Source organism: Tamlana sp. I1 (assembly GCF_015355625.1).
GTDB lineage: Bacteria > Bacteroidota > Bacteroidia > Flavobacteriales > Flavobacteriaceae > Pseudotamlana.
Map to the genome: position 1 here is coordinate 248988 of NZ_JACLAF010000002.1, position 26263 is coordinate 275250.

Annotated in this window: 22 protein-coding genes; 9 read left to right on the top strand and 13 right to left on the bottom strand. The window is 34.4% G+C overall.

Features of this window, described 5'->3' with window-relative positions:
* Nucleotides 1-5: 5 nt before the first annotated feature.
* The 6 genes from rplD to rpsL form a co-directional block, all read right to left on the bottom strand.
* Nucleotides 6-635 (bottom strand): 50S ribosomal protein L4, encoded by a 630-nt coding sequence (gene rplD / locus H6X70_RS02545; RefSeq protein ID WP_194766105.1) that lies wholly within the window; start codon nt 633-635, stop codon nt 6-8.
* Nucleotides 635-1252, bottom strand: a complete 618-nt coding sequence (gene rplC / locus H6X70_RS02550; RefSeq protein WP_194766106.1) for a 50S ribosomal protein L3 — start codon at nt 1250-1252, stop codon at nt 635-637. Before rplC ends, rplD begins: the two co-directional genes overlap by 1 nt.
* A 425-nt stretch (nt 1253-1677) precedes the next feature.
* Nucleotides 1678-1983 carry a 30S ribosomal protein S10 gene (gene rpsJ / locus H6X70_RS02555; protein WP_007650482.1) on the bottom strand — a complete coding sequence of 102 codons (306 nt, stop codon included), beginning with the start codon at nt 1981-1983 and terminating at the stop codon, nt 1678-1680.
* Between the two features lie 18 nt (nt 1984-2001).
* On the bottom strand, nt 2002-4122 hold the full coding sequence (gene fusA / locus H6X70_RS02560; RefSeq protein WP_194766107.1) for an elongation factor G: 2121 nt from the start codon (nt 4120-4122) through the stop codon (nt 2002-2004).
* A 6-nt stretch (nt 4123-4128) separates the two neighbouring features.
* Nucleotides 4129-4605, bottom strand: a complete 477-nt coding sequence (gene rpsG, locus H6X70_RS02565) for a 30S ribosomal protein S7 (protein ID WP_019386264.1) — start codon at nt 4603-4605, stop codon at nt 4129-4131.
* A gap of 95 nt (nt 4606-4700) precedes the next feature.
* Entirely contained in the window at nt 4701-5075 is a 375-nt protein-coding gene (gene rpsL, locus H6X70_RS02570) for a 30S ribosomal protein S12 (RefSeq protein ID WP_019386263.1), read from the bottom strand.
* Nucleotides 5076-5253: 178 nt separating this feature from the next.
* Between rpsL and H6X70_RS02575 the strand changes: the two genes are divergently transcribed.
* From H6X70_RS02575 to rlmB, 6 genes are all read left to right on the top strand, one after another.
* Nucleotides 5254-6948: a POTRA domain-containing protein gene (locus H6X70_RS02575; protein ID WP_194766108.1), complete on the top strand. Its 1695-nt coding sequence runs from the start codon at nt 5254-5256 to the stop codon at nt 6946-6948.
* Nucleotides 6949-7065: 117 nt separating this feature from the next.
* Nucleotides 7066-10230: a SusC/RagA family TonB-linked outer membrane protein gene (locus H6X70_RS02580; protein WP_194766109.1), complete on the top strand. Its 3165-nt coding sequence runs from the start codon at nt 7066-7068 to the stop codon at nt 10228-10230.
* Nucleotides 10231-10240: 10 nt separating this feature from the next.
* Entirely contained in the window at nt 10241-11758 is a 1518-nt protein-coding gene (locus H6X70_RS02585) for a SusD/RagB family nutrient-binding outer membrane lipoprotein (RefSeq protein WP_194766110.1), read from the top strand.
* Nucleotides 11759-11774: 16 nt separating this feature from the next.
* On the top strand, nt 11775-12443 hold the full coding sequence (locus H6X70_RS02590; RefSeq protein ID WP_194766111.1) for an immunoglobulin-like domain-containing protein: 669 nt from the start codon (nt 11775-11777) through the stop codon (nt 12441-12443).
* 47 nt (nt 12444-12490) lie between these two features.
* On the top strand, nt 12491-13129 hold the full coding sequence (locus H6X70_RS02595) for a lipid-binding protein (protein WP_194766112.1): 639 nt from the start codon (nt 12491-12493) through the stop codon (nt 13127-13129).
* A 62-nt stretch (nt 13130-13191) separates the two neighbouring features.
* Nucleotides 13192-13929: a 23S rRNA (guanosine(2251)-2'-O)-methyltransferase RlmB gene (rlmB, locus tag H6X70_RS02600; protein ID WP_194766113.1), complete on the top strand. Its 738-nt coding sequence runs from the start codon at nt 13192-13194 to the stop codon at nt 13927-13929.
* A gap of 275 nt (nt 13930-14204) precedes the next feature.
* On the opposite strand, the gene H6X70_RS02605 is transcribed toward rlmB, so the two are convergent.
* Complete coding sequence (locus tag H6X70_RS02605; protein WP_194766114.1) at nt 14205-14939, bottom strand: rhomboid family intramembrane serine protease; 735 nt, start codon at nt 14937-14939, stop codon at nt 14205-14207.
* A 172-nt stretch (nt 14940-15111) separates the two neighbouring features.
* On the opposite strand from H6X70_RS02605, the gene H6X70_RS02610 reads away from it, so the two are divergent.
* Nucleotides 15112-16389, top strand: a complete 1278-nt coding sequence (locus H6X70_RS02610; protein WP_194766168.1) for a replication-associated recombination protein A — start codon at nt 15112-15114, stop codon at nt 16387-16389.
* Between the two features lie 9 nt (nt 16390-16398).
* On the opposite strand, the gene H6X70_RS02615 is transcribed toward H6X70_RS02610, so the two are convergent.
* The 4 genes from H6X70_RS02615 to radC form a co-directional block, all read right to left on the bottom strand.
* The gene (locus H6X70_RS02615; protein ID WP_194766115.1) at nt 16399-17169 is read right to left on the bottom strand and encodes a hypothetical protein; all 771 of its coding nucleotides are present in this window, start codon (nt 17167-17169) and stop codon (nt 16399-16401) included.
* Between the two features lie 72 nt (nt 17170-17241).
* Nucleotides 17242-17931 carry a YjjG family noncanonical pyrimidine nucleotidase gene (locus H6X70_RS02620; protein WP_194766116.1) on the bottom strand — a complete coding sequence of 230 codons (690 nt, stop codon included), beginning with the start codon at nt 17929-17931 and terminating at the stop codon, nt 17242-17244.
* Nucleotides 17921-19222: a polysaccharide deacetylase family protein gene (locus H6X70_RS02625; protein ID WP_194766117.1), complete on the bottom strand. Its 1302-nt coding sequence runs from the start codon at nt 19220-19222 to the stop codon at nt 17921-17923. Before H6X70_RS02625 ends, H6X70_RS02620 begins: the two co-directional genes overlap by 11 nt.
* Nucleotides 19222-19920: a RadC family protein gene (radC, locus tag H6X70_RS02630; RefSeq protein ID WP_194766118.1), complete on the bottom strand. Its 699-nt coding sequence runs from the start codon at nt 19918-19920 to the stop codon at nt 19222-19224. The genes H6X70_RS02625 and radC overlap by 1 nt, the downstream gene beginning before the upstream one ends.
* Nucleotides 19921-19995: 75 nt before the next feature.
* Between radC and H6X70_RS02635 the strand changes: the two genes are divergently transcribed.
* Both H6X70_RS02635 and H6X70_RS02640 read left to right on the top strand, forming a co-directional pair.
* Nucleotides 19996-20883, top strand: a complete 888-nt coding sequence (locus tag H6X70_RS02635) for a dienelactone hydrolase family protein (protein ID WP_194766119.1) — start codon at nt 19996-19998, stop codon at nt 20881-20883.
* 111 nt (nt 20884-20994) lie between these two features.
* Nucleotides 20995-23589, top strand: coding sequence for a mechanosensitive ion channel family protein (locus H6X70_RS02640; protein WP_194766120.1), 2595 nt, complete (start codon nt 20995-20997; stop codon nt 23587-23589).
* Between the two features lie 158 nt (nt 23590-23747).
* On the opposite strand, the gene H6X70_RS02645 is transcribed toward H6X70_RS02640, so the two are convergent.
* Both H6X70_RS02645 and H6X70_RS02650 read right to left on the bottom strand, forming a co-directional pair.
* On the bottom strand, nt 23748-24719 hold the full coding sequence (locus H6X70_RS02645) for a hypothetical protein (protein ID WP_194766121.1): 972 nt from the start codon (nt 24717-24719) through the stop codon (nt 23748-23750).
* Between the two features lie 39 nt (nt 24720-24758).
* The gene (locus H6X70_RS02650) at nt 24759-26114 is read right to left on the bottom strand and encodes a UDP-N-acetylmuramate--L-alanine ligase (RefSeq protein WP_194766122.1); all 1356 of its coding nucleotides are present in this window, start codon (nt 26112-26114) and stop codon (nt 24759-24761) included.
* Between the last annotated feature and the right edge of the window lie 149 nt (nt 26115-26263).

The following is a 26263-nucleotide window of genomic DNA, read 5'->3' on the forward strand; positions in this document are numbered from 1 at the left end:
GTTTCTTATTTACTTAAGTTTGTTTCAATTCCTGCTAAAGCTCCTTCTAATAAAACTACTTGTCCTGCATTTAGGATTTTGTATGTGCTTAATTCTGAAGAAGTGATAACCTCTGTACGTTGTACATTACGAGAAGATAAATACACATTTGCATTAGCTCCACCCATTACGAACAATGTTTTTTTGTTTTCAAGCTCTAAAGCTTTTAAAACCGCTGTAAAGTTTTTAGTCTTTACTGTGTCAAAATTAAAGTCTTCTAAAACTGTAATTGACTTTTCTCCTGCTTTGATACTTAAGGCAGACTTACGCGCTAAACGCTTTAAGTTTTTATTAAGTTTGAAGCTGTAGTTTCTTGGTCTTGGACCGAACATACGACCACCACCTTTAAACACACCAGACTTAATACTACCTGCTCTCGCTGTACCAGTTCCTTTTTGCTTTTTAATCTTACGAGTAGATCCAGAAATCTCAGCACGTTCTTTCGACTTATGAGTTCCTTGTCTTTGGTTTGCTAAATATTGTTTAACATCCAAATATACTGCATGATTATTAGGCTCAATAGCAAACACATCTTTAGAAAGGTCTGCCTTTCTACCTGTGTCTTTTCCGTTTATATCTAAAACTGCTACTTTCATTATTTTCTAATAATTACATAAGCGTTTTTATGTCCAGGTACACACCCTTTCACAACAAGTAAGTTCTTTTCAGCAACTACTTTTAACACTTTTAAATTTTGAACTTTTACTGTGTCTCCACCCATTCTTCCTGCCATTTTCATTCCTTTGAAAACTCTTGCAGGGTAAGATGCAGCTCCAATAGAACCCGGCGCTCTTAAACGGTTATGCTGACCGTGAGTAGCTTGACCTACACCACCGAAACCATGACGCTTTACAACACCTTGAAATCCTTTACCTTTAGATGTTCCTGCTACATCTACAAATTCACCTTCTGCAAAGTGATCTACAGTAACAGCATCTCCTAATTTGTACTCCGCATCAAAACCTTTGAATTCAACGAGTTTTCGCTTAACAGAAGTACCCGCTTTTTTAGCATGACCTAAGTCTGCTTTAGTAGCGCTTTTTTCTGTCGCGTCATCGAAACCAAGTTGAACAGCGCTATAGCCGTCAACCTCTTCAGTTCTGACTTGGGTAACGATACATGGTCCAGCTTCGATAACTGTACAAGGAATGTTCTTCCCGTTTTCATCGAAGATGCTGGTCATACCGATTTTCTTTCCAATTAACCCAGACATATTTAATTATTTATTAATGATTTACTATTTATTAAAAACATTTAAGGCTGAAAATACCATTCAGCCTTGAAGTGTATTTTTACCGTTTTTCCCGCAACCGCATTGGTGGGACATGTAAATATGAGTTTAAACCTCACATTTTAGGAGTGCAAATGTAGACTTTTATTTTGGTTTAAAAAAATGATTTTCAAATAATTCCACATAAAATCTTTATAGTCATCTATTTACTGTGTTTTCACTGCGTTTAGACGGTATTTTAGAACACAACCAAAATTAGATTTAAATAGTTATTTGCATGTTGAATTTCAAGAAAAACACTGTAAACACAAGCCATTTCGGTCTTTAAACAAAAAAAGCATCAAAATAATTTCTTATTCTGATGCTTAATTTATGGTATATTACAAGTATTAAACTTGTTAAGACACTTATACTTTAATCTCTACTTCTACACCACTTGGTAACTCTAATTTCATTAGAGCATCAATTGTTTTTGAAGATGAAGAGTAAATATCAAGTAAACGCTTGTAAGAGCTTAATTGAAATTGTTCTCTAGATTTCTTGTTAACGTGCGGTGAACGTAACACAGTGAAAATTTTCTTGTGTGTTGGTAATGGAATTGGTCCAGTTACAACAGCACCAGTACTTTTTACTGTTTTTACAATCTTATCAGCAGACTTATCTACTAAGTTATGATCGTAAGACTTTAATTTTATTCTAATTTTTTGACTCATTTTCTTAACTTTTTAAGATTATTCTCCTTTTGCAGCTTTGATAACTTCTTCTGATACATTAGAAGGTGTTTCAGCGTAGTGTGAAAATTCCATGGTTGACGTTGCACGGCCTGAAGACAATGTTCTTAATGTAGTTACATAACCAAACATTTCAGATAATGGCACAGTAGCTTTTACAGTTTTTGCTCCAGCTCTGTCACCCATGTCACTTACTTGTCCACGTCTTCTATTTAAATCACCAACAATGTCACCCATATTTTCTTCAGGAGTAATAACCTCAAGTTTCATGATAGGCTCCATGATTACAGCTTTTGCTGCTTTAGCACAAGCTTTAAATCCTAATTTAGCAGCTAATTCGAAAGAAAGTTGATCCGAATCCACATCGTGGTAAGATCCATCTTTTAATGTTACTTTCATAGCATCGATTTCGTAACCTGCTAATGGACCGTTCTTCATAGCTTCTTTGAATCCTTTTTCAATAGATGGTACAAATTCTTTAGGAACGTTACCACCTTTAATTATAGATTCAAATTGAAGCCCTGTAGCGCCTTCCTCAGCTGGTTCCACTGTAAATACAATATCAGCAAACTTACCACGACCACCAGATTGTTTCTTATAAACCTCTCTATGATCTGCAGCTTGTGTAATAGCCTCTTTGTACTCTACTTGTGGTTGCCCTTGGTTAACCTCTACTTTAAACTCACGTTTAAGACGGTCTACAATAATATCTAAGTGAAGCTCACCCATTCCAGAAATAATAGTCTGTCCTGAAGCTTCATCAGTTCTTGCTGTAAATGTAGGATCCTCTTCAGCTAATTTTGCTAAAGCCATACCCATTTTATCAACATCTGCTTTAGTTTTAGGCTCAACCGCGATACCAATTACTGGATCTGGGAAGTCCATAGATTCTAAAACGATAGGGTGTTTTTCATCAGACATGGTATCACCAGTCTTAATGTCTTTAAACCCTACTGCTGCTCCAATATCTCCTGCTTCAATAAAATCGATAGCATTTTGTTTATTAGAGTGCATTTGATAGATACGAGAAATACGTTCTTTTTTACCTGAACGGTTATTTAAGATGTAAGAACCTGCATCTAAACGTCCTGAATAAGCACGGAAGAATGCTAAACGTCCTACGAAAGGATCGGTAGCAATTTTAAATGCTAATGCAGCAAACGGATCGTTTACAGATGGCTTACGTTTTTCTTCGTCTCCTGTGTTTGGGTTTGTACCTACAACACTATCCCTATCCATTGGAGAAGGTAAATAACGACATACAGCATCTAATAAGAATTGTACACCTTTATTTTTGAATGAAGAACCACAAATCATTGGAATAATTGCCATATCCATTACAGCAGCTCTAAGTGCAGCGTGCACTTCTTCTTCTGTAATAGAATCTTCATCTTCCATGAATTTTTCAAGTAAGTTTTCATCGTAAGATGCTACTTCCTCGATTAATAAAGCTCTGTATTTACGAGCTTCAGCTTTCATATCTTCAGGAATATCAACAACATCGAATGTAGATCCGTAGTTATCTTCGTGCCATACGATAGCTCTATTCTTTACTAAATCAACGATACCTTTAAAATCTCCTTCGTCACCAATGTTTAAAACGATTGGCACGGCGTTAGATTTCAACATATCTTTAACTTGTTGACAAACAGCTAAGAAGTTTGATCCTTGACGGTCCATTTTGTTAACGAAACCAATTCTAGGCACTTTATAGTTATCTGCTAATCTCCAGTTAGTTTCAGACTGAGGTTCAACACCATCAACTGCACTAAATAAAAATACTAAACCATCTAGTACACGTAAAGAACGATTTACTTCTACCGTAAAATCTACGTGACCTGGAGTATCAATAATATTGAAGTGATAATCTTGAGCATCAGCAGTTGGCTCTCCGTTTTCTTTAGGGAAAGTCCAATCGCAAGTTGTTGCTGCAGAAGTAATTGTAATACCTCTTTCAGCTTCTTGTTCCATCCAGTCCATTGTAGAAGCACCATCATGTACTTCACCAATTTTATGAGAAACTCCTGTATAAAAAAGGATACGCTCTGTTGTTGTTGTTTTACCAGCATCAATATGAGCCGCAATTCCTATATTTCTAGTTAATTTTAAATCTCTTGCCATTTCTTATTAAAATCTAAAGTGAGAGAATGCTTTATTTGCTTCTGCCATTTTGTGAGTATCAACTCTTTTCTTAACGGCTGCTCCTTCTTCTTTAGCTGCTGCTAAAATTTCTGAAGCCAAACGTAACGCCATAGATTTCTCGTTTCTTTTACGTGAATAGCTAATTAACCATTTCATTGCCGTAGAAACTTTACGATCTGGACGAATTTGCATTGGAATTTGGAATGTTGCACCACCAACACGACGACTACGTACTTCTACGTGAGGCATCACATTTGATAAAGCATCTTTCCAGATTTCTAAAGCTGTTTTCTCTTCGTCAGTTTTTTTCGAATCTACAATATCAATTGCATCGTAGAATACTTTAAAAGCTACCGATTTCTTTCCATCCCACATCATCATGTTAACGAAACGAGTTACTAACTGATCGTTAAAACGTGGATCTGGTAAAAGCGGTCTCTTCTTTGCTGCTCTTTTTCTCATGTCTTCTTTTTGAGTTTTTAGTTTTTAGCTATTGGTTACTAGTTATTAGTTATTTAAAACTTTCAACTTTTAACCTCTAACGTCTAACTTTAATTTTACTTCTTAGGGCGTTTAGCACCATACTTAGATCTACGTTGCGTTCTACCTGAAACACCTGCTGTGTCTAAAGCACCACGTACAATGTGATATCTAACTCCTGGTAAATCTTTTACCCTTCCACCTCTAACCAATACTATCGAGTGCTCTTGTAGATTATGTCCTTCACCACCGATGTATGCATTAACCTCGTTTCCGTTTGTTAAACGAACCCTTGCTACCTTACGCATTGCTGAGTTAGGTTTTTTAGGTGTCGTTGTGTAAACACGAGTACACACACCACGTCTTTGCGGACAAGAATCTAAAGCAGCCGATTTACTCTTCTTGGTTATTTTGGCTCTTCCTTTTCTTACTAATTGCGAAATTGTTGGCATATATATTATATATAAATTTTATTATCCTCTTCTAAGAGGGCTGCAAAGGTAGAAATTAAAATTATTAATTCAAACCCTAAATCATTAATTTTCAATAGAAAGTAAAAAATACTTCCCCTATTATATTATAAACCTGTAATTTCCGTTAGATTTACATAAAAATTTAGTCGTTTAAAAAGTGCAAAAAACCCGCTATCTATTCCTTATTATATATACCCTTTTTTCTGCGGAAGGATTTTGCCAAAATTTACAGTTAAAAGTTAACGGACAAACCCCTACTGAAACACAGGTTTTAGATTCTTTAAACTATTTGAAAAACCACAAAGATTACTTTTCAATAAAAACGGAATTAGACTCCCTTCAAAACACCCTATACAAATTAGGTTATATTGAGAATGAATTAAAACGGATTGAAAAGATTAACGACTCTATTTTTGAATCTGAAATTCATCTGAAAAACAAATTCAACACCATATATATATACTACAATAAAAATAACATTGATAAATCGCTTTTAAAGCAAGTTTCTAAACATGTTTTTGATGATTATTTTATTCTGAATATATCTGAAACCGAAAACGCATTACATTATATTAATACTGAAGTTTCTAAAAACGGACTTCCATTCGCTAAACTAAACTTATCAAACATACAAAAGAAAGATTCAAAAACCTTAAAAGGCGATTTAACTATTGAAGCTTCAAATAAAAAAAGAATTATAAACGATATAGTGATAAAAGGCTATGAAAAGTTCCCGAAGTATTATTTAAAACATTTCTTAAAAATAAAACGTTCGCAGGTTTTCGATTTACAAACCATTCAGGAGAAAACTAATCAACTACAGAATTTAAATTTTGCCAGCGAAACCAAATCGCCCGAAGTGCTGTTTTCTAAAGATTCAACGACACTATACCTTTATATTGAAAAAACAAAAAGCAATGCCTTTGATGGCTTTTTAGGCTTTGGCACCAACGAAGACACCAATAAATTAGAATTTGATGGTTATTTAAACCTAAACCTAGTCAACAACTTAAATTTTGGAGAATCCTTCAGATTGCTATACAAAAGCGATGAAAACGACCAAAAAACATTCGAAACCGAATTATCCTTACCTTATTTATTTAAGTCGCCCATTGGTATCGACCTGCAATTACGAATTTTCAAAAAAGACTCTTCATTCACCACAGCCAATCAAGCAGCCAAAGTCCATTATCAAATAAATGCAAAACACAAAACTTATGTTGGCATCAATTCAATAGAATCGAACAATTTATTATCAGAAAACACAAGCGGATTCATTGAAGATTATAAAACTTTTAATTACACCCTAGCTTATCAATTTTTAAGCACTCGAACACAAAACACACTTTTTCCTTTAAATTCTAAAATTTATTTAGAAACAGGTTTCGGAGAACGAACAACCAGTGAATCTACAGAAAAACAATCTTTATACACAATTGACGCTTTCAAAATATTTAACTTAAATCAAAAAAACAGTATCTATTTAAGAGCAAATGGCTCTAGTTTAGTTTCAAATTCATACTTTGAAAACGAGCTACTACGTTTCGGCGGCATAAACTCAATAAGAGGGTTTGACGAGAACAGCTTATACGCTACACTTTATGGTGTTTTAAACAGTGAATACCGCTACCAAATAAGCAACACCATCTATGTACATACGATTATAGACACAGCTTATTACGAAAACAAAATAACCAACATAAACCAAAACCTTATAGGTTATGGCTTTGGTTTCGGACTTCTAACCAAAGCAGGTTTATTTAAATTCAACTACGCCAACGGCAAGACAGAAGGCAGTATTGCTAAACTTTCAAATTCAAAGATACATTTAAGTTTAATTGCTAATTTTTAACATTAACTAACAGTTTTGTTATAATTTTAACCCTTATTTGTAAATTTTAACCATTATTTGTTGTTTTATTAACTTTTTATTGTGATTTTTGACCTGACTAATTCAAATAATTATAAAATGAAAACAAAGTTTAGTGGAATTCTAACGCTATTACTAGTGTTAGTTGTGCAATTTACGTTTGCACAAGAAAAGATAGTTTCCGGTTCGGTTGTAGACGATTATGGTCTACCGCTTCCTGGAGCAACAGTCTTAATTAAAGGTACATCTACAGGTACCTCGACAGATTTCGATGGTAAATACTCTATTCAAGCAAACTCAGGAGATGTTCTTGTTTTTAGTTTTGTAGGGTACACCACAAAAAATGTGACAGTAGATGCTTCAAACAGTATTAATGTGACAATGACTGAAGATGCTGAGTCTTTAGAAGAAGTTGTAGTAACGGCAATGGGAATTTCTAAAGAAAGAAAAGCAGTTGGGTCCTCAGTACAATCGTTTGACAATCAAGAATTAACAAGTGCAAAGGTTGTTAACACTATGGATGCCCTACAAGGAAAAACATCTGGTGTAGATATTGTTGCAGCTCCTGCTCCTGGTTCAACTCAAAACGTAATCATACGTGGAGCTTCTTCTTTCGGAAACAATCAACCTTTATACATTGTAGATGGTGTTCCATTAACCAATGACCAAAATAGATCTGGAGACAATTTAAACTCTCAAGTTGATTTTGGTTCTGGTATTAATGCTATTAACCCAAATGACATTGAAACTCTAACAGTCCTAAAAGGTGCATCTGCAACTGCTATTTATGGATCACGTGCCGCGAATGGTGTGATTATGATTACAACTAAAAGTGGTAAAGAGGGTATGTTACAAGTAAATTACAACAACTCATTTTCTCTTTCTAGAGTTGGCGTATTACCTGAAAGACAAACTCAATTCGGCCAAGGATGGAGTGGAGATAGAGCTCTTGATGAAAATGGAAACTGGGGAGCGGCTTACGATGGAAAAGATCGTGTTTGGGGTAATATTGTTGACAACAGTCAAAAAATTAAACCTTATGTTTATTTAGAAGATAATGTTAGAGATTTTTATGACTATGGAACAAACATAGCGAATTCATTATCTTTGTCGGGTGGAACTGATATCACAAAATATTACTTCTCAGTATCTCAAAACTCTGTGGATGGTGTAGTACCTGAAGATAAAGATACTTATGATAGGATTACATTATCGACAAGAGGTTCTCATAGATATAAAAAATTACTTATAACTTCATCTATCAATTATAGTAACGAGATTACTAATGCAGTCCCTACAGGTCAAGGAACCTCTCTTTTAAGGTCACTGTATGAAATCCCAAATGACGTTTCTATAGTAGATCATAAAGATTATAACGACAAATTCAATAATTTAGACAATTATTTTACTCCATATGGTGTGAATCCATACTTCATATTAGATAATGATGGTGCTGAACAAGTAAAAAATAAATTTTTCGGTAAGTTTCAATTGGATTATGATGTTTTAGATAACTTAAAATTAACTTACAGATTTGGTGGTGATATTGAAAACGCAATTGAACAAACTCATACTGGAATTATTAGCTTTAGTGAAGGATCTTACAATGAAGGCTCAAGTACAGCTAACCCAGGTTCTTACAGAGAAGAACGTATACAACGTGTTCAGATGAATCACGACTTTACAATAGGCTACGATCATTCATTTAATGAGGACGTCAACTTATATGCATTAGCTGGATTTAACGCTAATGAAAGAAAATGGTCGTCGTTATATGGAGAAATTTCCTCTATCGATGTACCTGGCTTTTATAACCTTTCTAATAGTTTAACCCCAGCAACTTCAGGGCAAGATCATTCTCAAAGAAGATTAATTGGTGCTTACGTAAGTGCTGACATCAGTTATAAAAATTATTTATACATAAATATGACTGCTAGAAATGATTGGTCATCAACCTTACCTTTAGAGCATAACTCATTTATGTATGGAGGAGTTAATGCCAGTTTCATTCTTAGCGATTTTTTAAAGTCAAAAGACGTAAATACAGGAGTAATAGACTTTACTAAACTTAGAATAGCGTACGGTAGCACAGGTAACGATGCTGGTGTTTACCAAGTATATAACAGATTTGTACCTGGTTATTCTACTAACCCAGGTTTCCCAAATGTAGACGATTTAACATTTCCACTTGGCGGAGTAAACTCTTATAGCAACTCTAACGTACTAGGTAACTCCAATCTAAAACCTGAATTAACAGGTGAGTTTGAAGTTGGTATTGAAAATAGATTGTTCAATAATCGTTTTGGGTTTGAAATTTCTTACTACAATAGATTAACTAAAGGACTAATTGCTACTTTACCAATTGACCCGTCAAGTGGATACACGCAAATAGCCTCAAACCTAGGTGATGTAAGAAATCAAGGTGTGGAAATAAATGTTAACCTAGCTCCTATAAGAACAGACAATTTCAAATGGGATATCAACTGGAATTACACACAAAATAAGAATACTGTTGAAAGCCTTGATGTTGGAGAAGTGTTTATTTCAGGGTTTGGTACTGGTGGTGTATATGCCATTGAAGGTATGCCGCTAGGACAATTCAAATTTGCAAAAGCAAGAACAGTTATGGTTAACGGAGTGGAGTCTACAGTTGTAGACGGTAGCGGTAATCCTCAACAAACTACAGATCAAGAGTTATTAGGCAAAGATATTAACGAAAAATATAGAATGGGTTTAACAAATAAATTCGCTTACAAAAACATTTCGTTAGCAGCTACTTTTGATTTTAGATATGGTGGATACATGTTTTCAGGAACTAAAGATTATATGCATTGGACTGGTAGTTCTCCCGAAAGCGTTCTAAACGACAGAAACGCATTTATAATACCAAATTCTGTAGTTGATAATGGTGACGGAACGTTTTCTGAAAACACTATACCTGTTGACCCTACAGCTTTACATACGTTCTACAGCAATGGAGGATTCGAAGGTGAAGGGTATGCCGTTATCGATAAATCTTTCTTGAAATTAAGAAACATAACCTTAGCTTATGAAATGCCAAAATCACTTTGTGACAAATTAAACTTTAAAAGTATAGTAATTTCGGCTGTAGCAAGTAACTTTCTATTATGGACACCTGAAGAAAACCCTTATATCGATCCTGAAAACACAACTTTCGGTACCGACATCAGTGCTAAGTTTGGTGAATTTATGGGTAACCCAAGCCAAGAAACATTTTCTTTAGGTCTAAATATTAATTTATAAAAAAGTAATAATGAAAAAATATATATATAAAATAGCATTATTTGCATTAGTAGCTACAGCATGGAACTGCGAAAGCTATCTAGATGTAAACCATGATCCAGATGTATTAGAAGAAACGGACACTCCTGAAATTATTCTTCCTTCTGCTCAGGCAAGTTTAGGAAATAATTTAATGGGATGGGACTTTGGTTTTGCTGGTGGTTTCTGGAACGAATATTGGACCCAAACATACACAGCTTCTCAATTCAAAACATTATGTGAATATGAAGAAACTAGTTTTAGCAACCAGTATACTGGTTTAACTGCTGGAACGTTAAGTGATCTTGAAATGATCAAACAATTATCAAGTTCTAATGAAAACCAAGGGTATTACTACATAGCTGAAGCGCTTTCAATTTATACTTGGCAAGTGATGACGGACATATGGGGAGATATCCCTTATTCTGAAGCGTTACAAGGAGATACCATTAAATCACCAGTTTTTGATTCTGCAGAGAGTATCTATGCTGATTTATTAGATAGAACGGATGCTTTACTAGCTATTGATAATTCTGCATATTCAATTAAAACCCAATACGATTTTATCTATAATGGAGACATGAACGACTGGAAGAAATTTGTAGCTTCTTTAAAATTAAAGCTCATGTTACGTCAATCTGAAACTTCAGGATACAACAATGCTACAGTACTTGCTTTTGTTAATAGTAACAGTTTTTTAACTAATTCTGCAAAAATTGATGGTAGTTACTGGGATGACAGTGCAGAAGGAAAAAGACACCCTATGAGAGAATATCAAGCTGGTGGTGCAAGTTATTTATCTACAAACGTTATCGGGTGTAAAACATTCATTGATTATCTAAATGTAAATTCAGATCCACGACTTGATGTATTATTCACAGCTCCTTCTTCTGGACATGAAGGTGCTTTCTTTGGTGATTTCGACTCAAAAGCAGATTCTGATTCAGACGGAACTCCTGATGATCAAGAAGACTACAGTGAGCCAATTTTTACAGGTGACATGGATTTAATGATTATGAGTGATTGGGAAGTATATTTCTACATAGCTGAAGTCTATGCAAGAGCATCAGATATGACTAATGCTAAAACCTATTACGACATGGGTGTTGAAGCTTCTTTAGCACAAAATGGAATAACAGATAATTCAATATTAACTTCTGGCTATGCTACTTGGACAAATGGATCAATAGAAGAGAGCATTAAAATGATTGCAATGCAAAAATGGGTAGCTAATGCTAACTACCAGCACATTGAGTCTTTCCTGGAACGTAATAGAACAAAATATCCGTCTGTAAATGAGATAGATATTAAATCTGATCGACAAGCAGCATTTTTGAATTTCCCAGTTGGACAATTAACAATTTCAGTTAACGGAAGAGAAAAAACAAACGGTTTCTTACCTGCTTCACCAGTGTACCCGAGTAATGTTATTAATAGTAACGTTAATGCTCCTGGACAAAAATTAAACCTATTAGAAAAGGTATGGTGGAACCAAAAAGCTGGTAAATAATTTTAAAAAAAAGAAGATGAAAAAAATATTTATAAAAATACTACCGCTATTACTTGTTGCATTGATATCATGCGAACAAGACGATGTTACAGAAGGAGTTTCACGAATCACATATTATAATGACATTGAGTTTGTAGGAGATGAAACCATGTATGTTGAAGAAGGGGGGACATTTCAAGATCCTGGCGTAATAGCATTTGAAGGCGATGAAGAAGTAACAGAAGATGTTATTGTTTCTGGAACAGTTGACACAGCTAAAGTTGGCATTAATTACGTTACCTACTCTATTACAAACTCGGACGGGTTTGCTAAAGAAATTACAAGAACGGTAATTGTTTATCCTGATTACGCACCATCTGTGGATGTAAGTGGTACTTATACAGGGATAGCAAGAGGAGAAACATTACCAGCAGGTTGTTTAATTACAAATGTTGCTCCAAATACTTATCTAGCTACAGACTTCTTTGGAGGTGTATACTGCTGCGGTATTCGTAATTATGGTTTAGCATACAGACTTAAAACCTACTTCTACGTTAGTGAAGACGGGACAACCTACACGGCTATGTCAACAGATTCCCCATGGGGTCCTTGGAACATCCTAAATCCAAGCATTACTGGAACATCATTATCACATGCAGTTGAACAAGGCGGTTTTAGCTTTGCGGTACAATTGATTAAAGAATAATTAAAACGAAGAAAATGAAAAAAAATATAATATACCTTTTACTCGTATTGATCTCGGTAAGTTTTACTTCTTGCGATGAGGATTTAGAAATTTGGGATAGCAATACATTAGATTACTCAGGAACGTATTTCTATGAATTGTATAATGAAGACATGACAACGAAATATGTTGAATATAGCCATAGTAACCAAATTTTAATTTATAATACAGCTAATAATAATGTAAATGAACTTTGGATGGAAGATACAGCGAATATTTTCCCTCTAAAAAGTAAATTTTTCTTAAATGGAAGCACTGATGATTTTAGCTCTGAATCTTTAGATTTTAGCGAATTAACAAATAACATCAATGCTGTTGTTCCACCTTCTACAAAACCTACGGGTTTAAATCAAACAGTGAATGTTGCTACTGACTACATTAGAGCTGCAGTATTAGAAGGTAAAATCTTAAAAAATGAAGCAACTACTGTAAGTGGTAATCCTGTTGATAGTATTTACACTAAAATAGTATTATATAGCGGTGAAGTTAAATATACAAGTTATGAAGTTGCAGAAGCAGATCGTGTAGATCCAGATGTTGTAGAATTTGCCTGGGAATATGACAGTGCAACCTACGATAGTACACTTGATGAAATCTATGTTATTTCTGGACACAGAAAAACAGGTTTTGCAGAAGACGATCATTAAAAGATAATTATTTACACTTTAAACCACCTCGATAGGGGTGGTTTTTTTTATACCTTTACCCCATGGAAGACCAAACACAAATATTCGGTATAAGAGCTATTATTGAAGCCATTAATGCAGAAAAAACTATTGATAAAGTATTTCTTCAAAAAGGCTTAAATGGCGATTTGTTTTCTGAGCTAGAAACACTAGTTAACAAGAAATCAATTAATAAATCGTATGTTCCTATTGAAAAGCTAAACCGATTATCAAAAGGAAATCATCAAGGTGCCGTTGCTCAAATATCGCCTATTGCTTTTCACGATATGGAGACTTTGGTCATGAATGTAATTGAATCTGGAAAAAACCCTTTATTTCTACTTTTAGATCAACTTAGTGATGTTAGAAATTTTGGTGCTATTATTAGAACTGCAGAATGTACCGGAGTTGATGGCATTATTATTCAGAAAAAAGGTGGAGCACCTGTAAATGGCGACACTATTAAAACAAGTGCTGGTGCTGTATTTAAAATCCCTATTTGTAAAGTAGACCATATTAAAGACGCTGTTTTTTTCTTGCAAGCTTCTGGCATAAAAGTTATCGCTGCAACAGAAAAAACAAACGATACCCTTTATGATGTGTCTTTTACTGAACCATGCGCTATTGTAATGGGCTCTGAAGGTCGTGGTATTAACCCTTCCATCATCAAAGTATCGGATGCTAAAGCAAAACTCCCACTTCTTGGCGAGATTGAATCTTTAAACGTATCTGTAGCTTGTGGAGCATTTTTATATGAAGTGCTTAGACAGAGACGGGATTAGGTTTTGGTTGGTTGTTCGTTGTTGGAAAATATAATTTTAGATTTTAGTTAATTTCTCTTGGCTCTTGGCTCTTGGCTCTTGGCTCTTGGCTCTTGGCTCTTGGCTCTTGGCTCTTAAAAAGTATGATTTCTATTTTTAACCTAGGCATTTAAGGAAATTCTTTTCACTTTTCACTTTTCACTTTTCACTTTTCACTTTTCACTTTTCACTTTTCACTTTTCACTTTTCACTTTTCACTTTTCACTTTTCACTTTTCACTTTTCACTTTTCACTTTTCACTTTTCACTTTTATAAATATAGTTAACGGTAGTTTGCTCCTTAGTTTCTTCCGGCCCCTCCTCTACTTCTAGGTGCTCAATAAAATTTCCGTTTTCATCAAAGTGTTTTAAAAAGGGATCGTCGTCTTCATTGTAATTTGGTTGTTCCCAAACATATTTTTTTGGCTTTGCTATAGATTTTCTAAAAAACAAAGCAAACAACAACCCTGTAATTAAACCTGCTAAATGCCCTTCCCAAGACACGCCTTCTTCAACAGGCATCGTATACCAAATCATACTTCCGTAAAGAAAAACAACCATTAAAGACAACGCAATTAATCGATAATGTTTTGCGAAAACCCCTTTAAAAAAAGTAAAACTCACCAAAACATAAATGAGTCCGCTTGCTCCAATATGATACGATGGTCGCCCTATACACCATGTTAAAAAACCTGAAATTAAAATACCGTAGAACAGCACTTTCCATGCAATAGGGCGGTAGAAATAAAACAAAGCCGTAGAAAGCACAAACAAAGGAATGGTATTATGATAAATGTGCTTGATATCGCCATGAATAAATGGACTAAAAAGTACACCACGCAAACCCAAAGCTGTTTTAGGATAAATACCATACTTATTAAAACGGAATCCAAAACGCACTTCAAACCAAAACACCAACCAAATAATTAGCACAAAAAATATAGGGTATGCAATAACACCTGTTGAAAATTTAAAATGCTCGTTACTTTTCATCAATTAAATATAACAAATAGTTATCCAAAAAAGGTAATATGCTAAATTGACAGATACCATATTAAATTGTTGGGATTAGATTTAGAATACAAAGCACAGATTAATTTCAAAAGATATTTGCCCGTTAAGATTCCGTATTGCAATAGAATTGTTTTAATTTTACATTATGAATGTGAATGAACCTTTAGCTGAACGACTTCGACCTAAAACTTTAGAAGACTATGTGAGCCAGACCCACTTAGTTGGTGAAAATGGCGTATTAACACAGCAAATTAAACAAGGTTTAATTCCGTCTATGATATTCTGGGGTCCTCCAGGCACTGGAAAAACAACCCTTGCCAATATAATAGCCACAGCATCTGGCAGACCATTTTACACATTAAGTGCTATAAATTCTGGGGTAAAAGACATTCGTGACGTTATTGACAAAGCCAAACAAAGTGGTGGTTTGTTCACAACCAAAAACCCTATTCTGTTTATAGATGAAATCCACAGGTTTAGTAAATCGCAACAAGATTCGTTACTACAAGCCGTTGAAAAAGGTTGGATTACCCTTATTGGAGCCACTACTGAAAATCCGAGTTTCGAAGTCATTTCAGCGCTATTATCTCGTTGCCAAGTTTACATTCTAAATGCTTTTGATAAAAATGATTTAGAAACACTCTTGAAGCGTGCAATGGAACAGGATGAATTTCTTTCAAAGAAAAACATTCAATTAAAAGAAACCAATGCCCTATTGAAGCTTTCTGGTGGAGATGCTAGAAAACTACTTAATATATTCGAACTTATTGTCAATTCTTATGCCTCTGAAAGTATCGTTATAACTGATGATGCTGTTTTACAAAAGATCCAGAATAACACGGTACGCTATGACAAAACTGGAGAACAGCATTACGATATTATTTCTGCGCTTATAAAATCCATTCGTGGTAGCGACCCAAATGCCGCAGTGTATTGGCTTGCTAGAATGATTGAAGGCGGCGAGGATGTAAAGTTTATTGCTCGCCGTTTATTAATTTCGGCAAGCGAAGACATTGGCAACGCCAACCCAACAGCATTAGTAATTGCCAACAATACTTTTCAGGCGATTTCAACGATTGGTTACCCCGAATCTAGAATTATACTTAGCCAATGTGCAACCTATTTAGCTTGTTCACCTAAAAGTAATGCGTCTTATGCCGCTATTGGCAATGCCTTGCAATTAGTAAAACAAACTGGCGATTTGGCTGTGCCTTTAGATTTAAGAAATGCGCCTACAAAACTCATGAAAGAGTTAGGTTATGGCGATAATTACAAATACGCACACAATTACGCCAATAATTTTGCCAATCAAGAATTTATGCCTGAGGAAATAAAAAACACCAAGTTATACGACCCAGGACATAACGCCAGAGAAAATGCCCACCGCGAATTTTTAAAAAACCGCTGGAAAGATAAATATGATTATTAAGAAACAGTACTAGAATTTAATATTAAGAACCTGCTGTTTTAAAACGTTATTATCATAATATTCAACTACCCAGTCACTCCCTTTTTTATACACAATAGCACTTTTGTTTTCAACTAAAAAAACATCTTGTAAGTGCGTGGTTTTTAATTTATAAACAACTTTTGGCGTACTATCAACCAATTGGTAACCATTCTCGATGGCTTGCGCATATAAAACGCCAGATAATACAACTTTAGCTCCAGCATCCAATGTAGCATTAGCTGGTGCTGCAACTGCAGGAACCGTTGCGACTGTGGCAGCAACAACTGGCGCAGCAGGAACCGGCACAGGCGCTTCAACAGTTGTAGGTTCATATTTGTAATGTAAAGCTTCAACGGAAGTAAAAGCATCTCTCAATGCAAAATTATAAGCCGTTTTAAAATCTTTTTCTCGGCTTAACCCTTCTTTAGAAGTAAACACAACTTTATCGAAACAATCTTTAAGAATTATGGTTAGTTTGGTTTTAAACATTCCCGAATCTTTATCTACATTAGCATTTAGCGCTAAACAGCGATTAATCATTAAGTCTTGGGGATAATCAACCCCCTCCATAAGGACCGTAAATCCATATTTTTCAAATAAAAATGCAGATAATGAGTTGAGTTGATATTGATCCTTTTCATTTAAAAAGCCATACTTCTCAGGAACAATTACATATTTATATTGGTTTAAACTTTTTTGTGCAAATACAGTCGACATGATAAAACATGCCACAAATACGGTGAAAAACTTAGCTTTCATTATTTCTTAAATATTTAATTAAACACGAATTGTAAATATACGGTTTTCGGTATTTTTATTGAGATGATTTCATTACAAAAACGCTTTTAACTGTAGTAAATTATCAATCTGTTTAACTCCAGAATCAACGACCTTATTGTCTACATCAAAAAGTACGACATCCATTCCAATATTTTTTGCCCCTAAAATATCGGCTTCATAACAATCGCCAATCATTATACTTTGGTTTACGTTTGCTTTAGCCAAGTTTAAGGCAAAATTAAAAATCTTGGGATTTGGCTTTTTAACGCCTACCATTTCAGAATTGGTAACCGTTTTAAAGTAATGAATAATCTTAGAATTACTCATTTTTTTATACTGAACAGCTTCAAAACCATTGGTAATGATATGTAAATTATAAGAAGCACTTAAATAATCTAAAATCTCGAAAGTATTTTCAAATAAATGGTTGAAGCTGCTTAAATGTGTAATGTAATCATCAGACAATTTATTAATCATTGCTGGTTCTACCTGCACTTCTATCGCTTCAAAAGCATCATTTAACCTAGAAAACCGTAACGCTTCTTTACTTATCTTTTCTTCTCTAAATAACTTCCAATACTGTAAATTAATGGGTTTGTAATGCTCTAAAAAATGATTAAGATTAACCTTTAGCGCATTCATTTCGAAAATCTTCTGAAAAGTTAAAGCTGAATTTTTATCGAAATCCCACAAGGTGTGGTCCAAATCGAAAAACACATCGGTTATACTGTTATTCTTCATCTACAGAATCTAATATCAGGTTAAACAACTCTTTAAAACCCTCCCATTTTTTATCTTCGGAAAAAGTATAATTATGAAAAACTGGCACAAATAGCCCATTTACAGCTTTAATGGAATTAATAATTTCGTTTAAAACCTTCTTTTTATCTAATAACGACCATTGTTTTAAAAGTGCCGAATCCATTAGTTGGTAAGGCACAATTTTTAAAGGTGTTTGCACTTCGTAATCTAAATCGTAAAACAAAAAAGGCGTACAAGTGCCTGCTCTAAAACCTATATGATTAATATAACCCATAGTGTAATCTTCTTTGATTTCTAAGGTGATTAGATTTCGATAGGTTTCAGGCAAATTAAGTTTTGAGTAGGACTGACGCGAGGTTTCTAAATTCGTGTTTAGAATGTCTTCAATTCGTAGTTTTTCGCGTTTTAAACGGTTTTCATCTTCTAAAGCAAAAAAAGAAATTTTCAAGCCGACTTTGCAATAATCGGCCACGTGTTTTATAAGTGAAATAAAATTCTTTTTATTGGGATTGACGCCTTTATCATAAGTAGAATATTCGCCAATTAAGAAAAAAAACAAAAACTTCGAACTCACATTTTTCTGCCTATTTATAAGATATTTAAACGTATCATGCGGGTCATGTTTAAAATGAAGCAACACTGCAAAACGTTCGTAAATATTAAAAAATCGAAATCTTGAAAGATCCATTAATGTTCCGCCAAAAGTTCTTAAAAGCCCTTTTAATTTAAAACTATAAGGACTAGGCACATCAATTATTGGAGTTATACCATACTTTTTTAAAGGAAATTCAAATTCTGGAAACTGAAGTTGCAAAGCATCTTTAAATTTATAAGCCCAAATATCGACTACGGGTTGTTGTAAAAACCCCGATTTAAATGCTAAACTTTCTTCGGCAGTAAAGCGCCCAAATTCATCTTTTACATGTGGTAAATATTCTTCATATCGAGACAATAAATAAAAAGAAGCAGAAAAAATATCAAAAGGAATAGCACTTTTTTCACCATTAAAGAAAAAGCATTTGGTGTGTCCCCATTTCTGAATACTAATATCGATATCGCCCAAACCTTGTTCGAATAAAATATCGTGACTTTTCACAAAAAACTCGCTTCCTAATTGCTGTTTTGTGTACGACATTTTTAAACTATCATGCGCAATAAACTCTTCAATGGTTGTGGTAAATTTAACTTCAACACCTAAAATTCGTGTGCAAATATGTTTAAAAACATAGTTTAGTCTAGGCGATATTTTATGGGTATAAACTAATAGCATTATAAAAGGGTTTCATCAGCAAAACTAAAATAGGCCTGTTCTGTAATTATTAAATGGTCTAGCACTTTAATGTCTAAACTTTGCGCTGCCGTTTTTAACTTTTGAGTGATTTGTTTATCGGCTTCACTCGGTACTAATGTTCCCGAAGGGTGATTATGTGCTAAAATTAAACCTGTTGCGCCAACTTCTAGAGCTACTTTTAAAACCAAACGCACATCGACCAAAGTACCCGTAATACCCCCTTTACTTAATTGGTTTTTATGAATGACTTTATTGGAATTATTTAAATAGATAATCCAAAATTCTTCATGCTGAAGTTCACCAATTATAGGTTGCATCAATTCGAAAACCGACTGGCTCGATGTAATTGTTTTACGTTGTAGTGCCTCTTCTCCGCGCCTGCGTCTTCCTAACTCTAAAGCAGCTAGAATAGTTATGGCTTTTGCTTCGCCAATGCCCTTAAATTCCATAAGCTGCGCTATAGAGAGTTTGCCTAATGCGCTTAAATTATTGCTTGTAGATGCTAAAATACGCTGACATAAAGCTACTGCGCTTTCTTCACGATTTCCAGAACCTATTAAAATGGCAACCAATTCGGCATCACTTAACGCCGCTTTGCCTTTAAAAAGTAATTTTTCTCGTGGCTGATCATCTTGACTCCAATGCTTTATCGAGAAGGCCTCTGGTTTTTCTTGCATTTGATAAATATAAATATTGTAAATTTATAAATCAACAATGGTCAATTTAAAATCTAAATTTAATTGAAACAGCCTATGAAACCAATAAAAAAAGAAGATATAAGTCAGGATGTTTTTGATTTATATGACGACTACGCACATAACAAAATAAACCGCCGTCAGTTTGTAGAAAAACTATCACTTTTTGCGGTTGGAGGTTTAACCGTTCCAACACTTTTAAGTTTTGTGTCGCCCAACTACAAAGACACCCTAATGGTAAAACCAGACGACCCGAAATTAGATTCAAATTATATAAATTATGAATCTCCAAAAGGAGGCGGAACCATAAAAGGTTTGTTATCAAAGCCCAAAAAAGCTCATGAAAAACTACCTGGGGTTATTGTGGTACACGAAAACCGCGGTTTAAACCCTTATATTGAAGATGTTGGGCGCCGAACTGCCCTTGAAGGTTTTATTTCGCTAGCGCCAGACGCTTTATCTCCGCTTGGTGGATATCCTGGTAACGACGATGACGGCCGAGAATTACAACGAAAACGCGATAAAAATGAAATGCTACAAGATTTTATAGCAGCATATAATTATTTAAAAACACACGAAAACTGCACGGGTAAAGTAGCTGTGGTAGGTTTTTGTTTTGGCGGATGGATTTCGAATATGATGGCCGTAAACATACCTACACTATCTGCAGCAGTTCCATTTTATGGCGGACAACCAAATGATGAAGAAACTGCTCATATAAAATCGCCATTATTATTACAATTTGCAGAATTAGACACGCGCGTAAATGCAGGTTGGCCAGCTTATGAAGCTTCATTAAAAAAATACAATAAAACTTATGAAGCTTTTATATACCCTGGCGTAAATCACGGCTTTCATAACAATACCACACCAAGATACGATGAAGCCGCAGCAACTTTAGCCTGGGACAGAACCATTGCGTTTTTCAAAAAACATTTAACATAGTGGTTTAAATCTATAACTTAGGCAAAACCAATTGGATTACAACTACTTAAAAACGCCTCGCTGTAAAACACAAAAACAGTATCTTTACCCTTCTAATTTTAGTCCAAAAAAATGAATTTAAAGTTTTTCATAACATCTCTATTAATTTGTTTAACCTGCTTCTTTAACCCGGCTAATCTTAACGCTCAAGAATTTAAACTTGACAACACCTCAACCGTTGTCGATTCTTTAAAAACAAAGCCCAAAGCCATTCCGTTAATTAATATCGTTCAGGAAATTGAAAAAACCAACAACGATCTTAAGCTTAAACAACGAAAAATAAAGAGGTCTACTGACATTGAAAAAATTGATTCGCTTTTACCCGCTTACGCAGCATTTTTAAAATTAGAAGGAGAACGTGCCGAGCACTTTATAAAAGCCAATCCGAATGTGCAAAAAATAAATAACACATCGCTTAAATGGAATGGGTATTTAAGTTATTTAAGGCAATGGATCTCTGAAATTAACAATCAAGAAGAACGCAATTCCATACTTATAGAAGACATCCAATTTAAAGCTCAAGTATGGAAATTAAGCTACGATAATGCTGTTGCCGAAAATGTTCCTCTTGAGGTTTTAGCTGCTATAAAAGGCACTGTTGATGAAATTGAAAAAACGAAAAAAAGTATTTTTGACAACAACAATTACTACATAAAACTAGAGGCGGAAATAAGCAAAGAAATAAATTATGTTGAAGACATTTTAGACGAGTTAGTTGCTTTAAAAAACTCTGATGTTTATGATTTATTTTATCTACGTCACCCACCCATTTGGAAAACATCGTTTGAAAAAACGCAAAAAGATTTAGACGAAAAGAGCGAAATTCAATCTTTAAAAGGTACTGTGGCTAACATCCACAAAATGCCTGATCAGCAAAAAGGCCGCATTATCTTATTCATCATTTTTGTGGCGCTTATTGTTATCACCTTAAAATATTTTAAAAGCGGATTCTACAAATACCCATATGAAGAAAAAAATGAAAGAGTCGTTATTTTCAAAAACTTAATAGTAAACGGGAATTATTTATGCATTGCATTTACATCATTAACATTTGCTAAAATGTATTTTGCAACTGCTCACAAATTCATTGGAGACAGCATTACTTTATTAGCCATTTTGGTTGCTATCCCAATGATTATGCCCTTAATGACTAAGCGTTTTAAAAACATACTATATTTTGTATTACTCTTTTACATTTTAAACTCTGCAAAAACTTATTTATGGTTTTCATCGCTTGGGTACCGCATTTATATTTTAATTGAAGCACTTATTGTAATTCTAATTTTATATCATTTTACACACCCGTATTTAAAAACTATAAAATTATTTAAGGGCGGATTTAATGCCTTCTTAATTAGACTAACGCCCGTAATCTATTTTTTAAGCGCCGTCTCCATAATCTCCAATATTTTAGGGTACACCAATTTAACAGACATCACGCTTAAAATAAGCACACAAGGTGCCATTATTACCATATTGTTTTACGGTATATCCATTATTATTAGTGGCAGTGTAATTAGTGTAATTCATCGTCATTTTACGGTTAAAAAAACGTACAGCGCTTCTGAAAGAAGAAAGATTGAAGACCACGTTTTGAAGATCATTAGAATTAGTATGTATTTTATTTGGGGTCTATTTTTCCTTGGTATGATAGATCTGCTACGGCCGCTTATAGATTATTTCACCGATGTTTTTTCCGAACCCTATAAAATAGGAAGCTTAACCTTTACTCTTGGCGCTGTAATTAGCTTTATACTCACATTAATTTTAGCATTTGCCCTCACTAGATTGGTAACCTTTTTAATTAATGATGATGATGGAGTTTTACGCTTTTTAAAATTACCAAAAGGTATTCCGGCTGCGGTATCTTTAGTAGTTCGCTATTTCATTATTGGCTTTGGTATTATCTTGGCTTTGTCTGCTCTAGGCGTCGATTTAAGTAAATTTAATCTTATGGCAGGTGCCTTAGGTTTAGGTATTGGTTTTGGTTTACAAACCGTAATTTCAAACTTTGTATCAGGCTTAATTTTGGTTTTTGAACGCCCTATTTTGCCTGGCGACACTGTGGAAGTGAATAACCTTTTAGGAACCGTAAACCGTATTGGTGTTAGAGCTTCAAAAATTAGCACTTTTGATGGCGCCGAAGTGGTTGTGCCAAATAACAGTTTAGTTTCTAACGACCTAATAAACTGGACGCTTTCCAACAACACAAAACGTGTCGAGATTTTAATAGGAACCACATACGATTCCGACCCTAACGAAATTTTAAAAATACTTAAAGAAGTGGCTACAAATTGCCCGTACGTTTTAAAAGACCCAGAACCAAGAGCGCTTTTTAACGATTTTGGCGATAGTTCGTTAAACTTCAGGTTGCTATTTTGGGTGCATTATGAATTGGGTCTGCAAGCAAAAAGTGATGTTTCTATCGATATATACAACCGCTTTAAAGCAGAAGGTATTGAGATTCCGTTCCCACAACGCGACCTTAATATTAAAAACATTCCTGAAGGTTTTGATATGAAACCGCCTCACGAACTTCCTTTGGATGTTGATGATACCTCCGACTTAAATAAGAATGTAAAAAGACCTTTAATAGAACCTCTTGAAAGTGATATTGATTCGGATGCAGGCACTTCAGATGATGCTGATGATGGACCTGTAAAATAGTAGGGCGTTAACCTGAATTTGATTCAGATTCTCATGATATTGTATTAGTTATAAACGGTCTCGTATATGAATACTTGAGTGAGTTTTTGGTTAACTTTACAAGCACACACCGAACTAAAAATCTGACAGGTCTTTTTAAAATAGACAAGATCAAGCAATTACTTATAGCCATTGTTAGCACCTGTATTTTTTATCATTTTCATTCGATAGACTAAGTATAAAAATACAATCAAAATTATTGTAACCTTAAAGATTAGTTCTAACAGGTTATCTCCATTTATAAAGTAGTCCGATGACGTTGTAATTAAAGTCAAAGTCTGTGAATAAATCACAATTCCTATGCAGACCAATGAAAATATTAATTGATTTTTGAAATTAACTCCAATAATTATCGCAAAGCAAACAAGAAATAAAGTCAGAAAACTATTTATATATCTAGTGTTTTTTGTCCAATTAGATTTTTTTAACTGCTTTGTCAAAAGCTCATTTTTTCTTATTTCGTTTTTTAGTTCGAATAAATCCCTGCGGTTAAATTCAGTTGTCAATTCGTTTTTTGAGATCCCATATTCGTTGAGTTCTGTTTTTGTAAAATCTTCTTGAATTATGCTGTCTGGAATTTTTTTAAATAAGTCAAAGATGATTTTCCTTTGCGATTTATTTTCAATTGCCAACGAGTCAGAATATTGATTAATAAGTCCAATATTCATCATATCCACGTTTGTTTTTTTGAATTGTTTAGCTTTTTCCATTCTCACTTGTGAAGTAAATGGCTCTTTTCTTGCGTTTTCATACCTATCCAAGAACGATGTCATTCGCGATTTTGGCACCACGTTATTACATAGAAAAAATATTAGTCCACCAAAGATTAGTGATAGGATAAGTCCAACTTTGAAAAAGTTAGAGACTGGAATTTTCTCTTTTATTAATTCCGCTGTAACTAAAATTAAGGCTATGAAAACTCCAAAATTGATTACAGCTGGTATCTGACTAAAACTAATAAGTATTCCATTCGTTAGGTCAAATCCAAATTCGTTAAAATATAAGCTGATAGCCTCAACAACTAAAAATAAGTAGAAAACTAAACTGCTTATTATAAAATATGATATGAATTTTCGTAGTATTTTTATCATATTGGCACACCCCTATTATCAAAACTTAAATACACCCTCCTACCCAATCAAAGGTTTTACATCTTCAAAATTTAACCCGCCATAGTTTCCAGAACTCATTAAAAGCAAGGCTTTGTTTTGAAAATCTTGAGCAAACAGAAAGTTTTTAAAATCTTCAGGATTGGTATAAATAATTAAATCGTCGCGTTTAAAAGCTTGAGCAATTTGCTCGTGTGTTACTTTTTGTAACTTCTTAATTTCAACGGCGTCTGGCGAATAAAACACCACGGCAACATCGGCGGCATCAAGCGCGCCTTTGTATTCTTTTAAAAATTCAGCATTTAAGCTACTGTAGGTATGCAATTCTAAACAAGCCACCAAGGTTTTATCTTTATACTGCTCTTTTACGGCGTTGGTAGTCGCTTCAACTTTACTTGGCGAATGTGCAAAATCTTTATAGGCGACACTGGTTTTACCTTCGGCAATTTTTTCTAAACGCTTACTTGCCCCTTTAAAAGTGGCAATGGCTTCGTAAAAATCGTCTTCATCAATACCCATGTGTTGGCAAATCCATTTAGCCCCGGCGAGGTTATTTAAATTGTGCTTTCCAAAAACTTCAATAGGCAAATCACCTTCTGATGTTTCTAAAATTGTTTCGCCGTTTTCAACAGTATAGGCTGGAGTGTGGTAAGGAATTTTTCGAATAGGATTAGCACTGGCTTCTACCACGCGCTTTACTTCGGGATCTTCCTCGTTATAATTTATGTTTCCGCCACTAACAATAGAATCTACAAAAATGCTAAACTGCTCGACGTAATTTTCGTAGGTTGGAAATACGTTTATATGATCCCAAGCAATACCACTTAACAAAGCGATATTGGGTTTGTACAGATGAAATTTTGGACGCCTATCTATAGGTGAGCTTAAATATTCGTCGCCTTCAAGGACGATAAAATCGTTGGTTTCGGTAAGTTTCACCATAACATCAAAACCTTCCAATTGCGCACCAACCATATAATCGACATCGCGATCGTGATAATGCATCACATGGAGAATCATGGAGGTTATGGTTGTTTTTCCATGGCTTCCACCAATAACCACTCGGGTTTTGTGTTTTGCTTGTTCGTACAAAAATTCGGGATAGCTATAAATTTTCAAACCCAGTTCTTGAGCTTTAAGCAACTCCGGATTATCGGCTTGCGCATGCATCCCTAAAACGATAGCATTTAGGTTTTCGGTTATTTTTTCTGGAAACCAACCAAAAGTTTCTGGCAGTAATCCTTTGGTTTGTAATCTGGATTTTGAAGGTTCGAAAATCGCATCGTCGCTTCCTGTAACTTGGTATCCTTTATTATGCAATGCAATGGCTAAGTTGTGCATTGCCGCTCCGCCTATAGCTATAAAATGTACGTTCATCTCTTAATTTTAATGGTATCAAATATAGTTTTTTCAGCACGAATTCTCGAATGAATTGGTTTGAAATTGTTCTCGCTATATATTGAGGATTTGGCTTAAAAAGTCAAAATTTAAGCAATCTTAATTCCTGCATGTATTTTGAAGTATTC

Excerpts from the sequence above, each read along its gene's own strand:
- rplD (WP_194766105.1), bottom strand. The coding sequence starts at position 635 with ATGAAAGTAGCAGTTTTAGATATAAACGGAAAAGACACAGGTAGAAAG.
- rplC (WP_194766106.1), bottom strand. The coding sequence starts at position 1,252 with ATGTCTGGGTTAATTGGAAAGAAAATCGGTATGACCAGCATCTTCGAT.
- rpsJ (WP_007650482.1), bottom strand. The coding sequence starts at position 1,983 with ATGAGTCAAAAAATTAGAATAAAATTAAAGTCTTACGATCATAACTTA.
- fusA (WP_194766107.1), bottom strand. The coding sequence starts at position 4,122 with ATGGCAAGAGATTTAAAATTAACTAGAAATATAGGAATTGCGGCTCAT.
- rpsG (WP_019386264.1), bottom strand. The coding sequence starts at position 4,605 with ATGAGAAAAAGAGCAGCAAAGAAGAGACCGCTTTTACCAGATCCACGT.
- rpsL (WP_019386263.1), bottom strand. The coding sequence starts at position 5,075 with ATGCCAACAATTTCGCAATTAGTAAGAAAAGGAAGAGCCAAAATAACC.
- H6X70_RS02580 (WP_194766109.1), top strand. The coding sequence starts at position 7,066 with ATGAAAACAAAGTTTAGTGGAATTCTAACGCTATTACTAGTGTTAGTT.
- H6X70_RS02585 (WP_194766110.1), top strand. The coding sequence starts at position 10,241 with ATGAAAAAATATATATATAAAATAGCATTATTTGCATTAGTAGCTACA.
- H6X70_RS02590 (WP_194766111.1), top strand. The coding sequence starts at position 11,775 with ATGAAAAAAATATTTATAAAAATACTACCGCTATTACTTGTTGCATTG.
- rlmB (WP_194766113.1), top strand. The coding sequence starts at position 13,192 with ATGGAAGACCAAACACAAATATTCGGTATAAGAGCTATTATTGAAGCC.
- H6X70_RS02605 (WP_194766114.1), bottom strand. The coding sequence starts at position 14,939 with ATGAAAAGTAACGAGCATTTTAAATTTTCAACAGGTGTTATTGCATAC.
- H6X70_RS02615 (WP_194766115.1), bottom strand. The coding sequence starts at position 17,169 with ATGAAAGCTAAGTTTTTCACCGTATTTGTGGCATGTTTTATCATGTCG.
- H6X70_RS02620 (WP_194766116.1), bottom strand. The coding sequence starts at position 17,931 with ATGAAGAATAACAGTATAACCGATGTGTTTTTCGATTTGGACCACACC.
- H6X70_RS02625 (WP_194766117.1), bottom strand. The coding sequence starts at position 19,222 with ATGCTATTAGTTTATACCCATAAAATATCGCCTAGACTAAACTATGTT.
- radC (WP_194766118.1), bottom strand. The coding sequence starts at position 19,920 with ATGCAAGAAAAACCAGAGGCCTTCTCGATAAAGCATTGGAGTCAAGAT.
- H6X70_RS02635 (WP_194766119.1), top strand. The coding sequence starts at position 19,996 with ATGAAACCAATAAAAAAAGAAGATATAAGTCAGGATGTTTTTGATTTA.
- H6X70_RS02640 (WP_194766120.1), top strand. The coding sequence starts at position 20,995 with ATGAATTTAAAGTTTTTCATAACATCTCTATTAATTTGTTTAACCTGC.
- H6X70_RS02645 (WP_194766121.1), bottom strand. The coding sequence starts at position 24,719 with ATGATAAAAATACTACGAAAATTCATATCATATTTTATAATAAGCAGT.
- H6X70_RS02650 (WP_194766122.1), bottom strand. The coding sequence starts at position 26,114 with ATGAACGTACATTTTATAGCTATAGGCGGAGCGGCAATGCACAACTTA.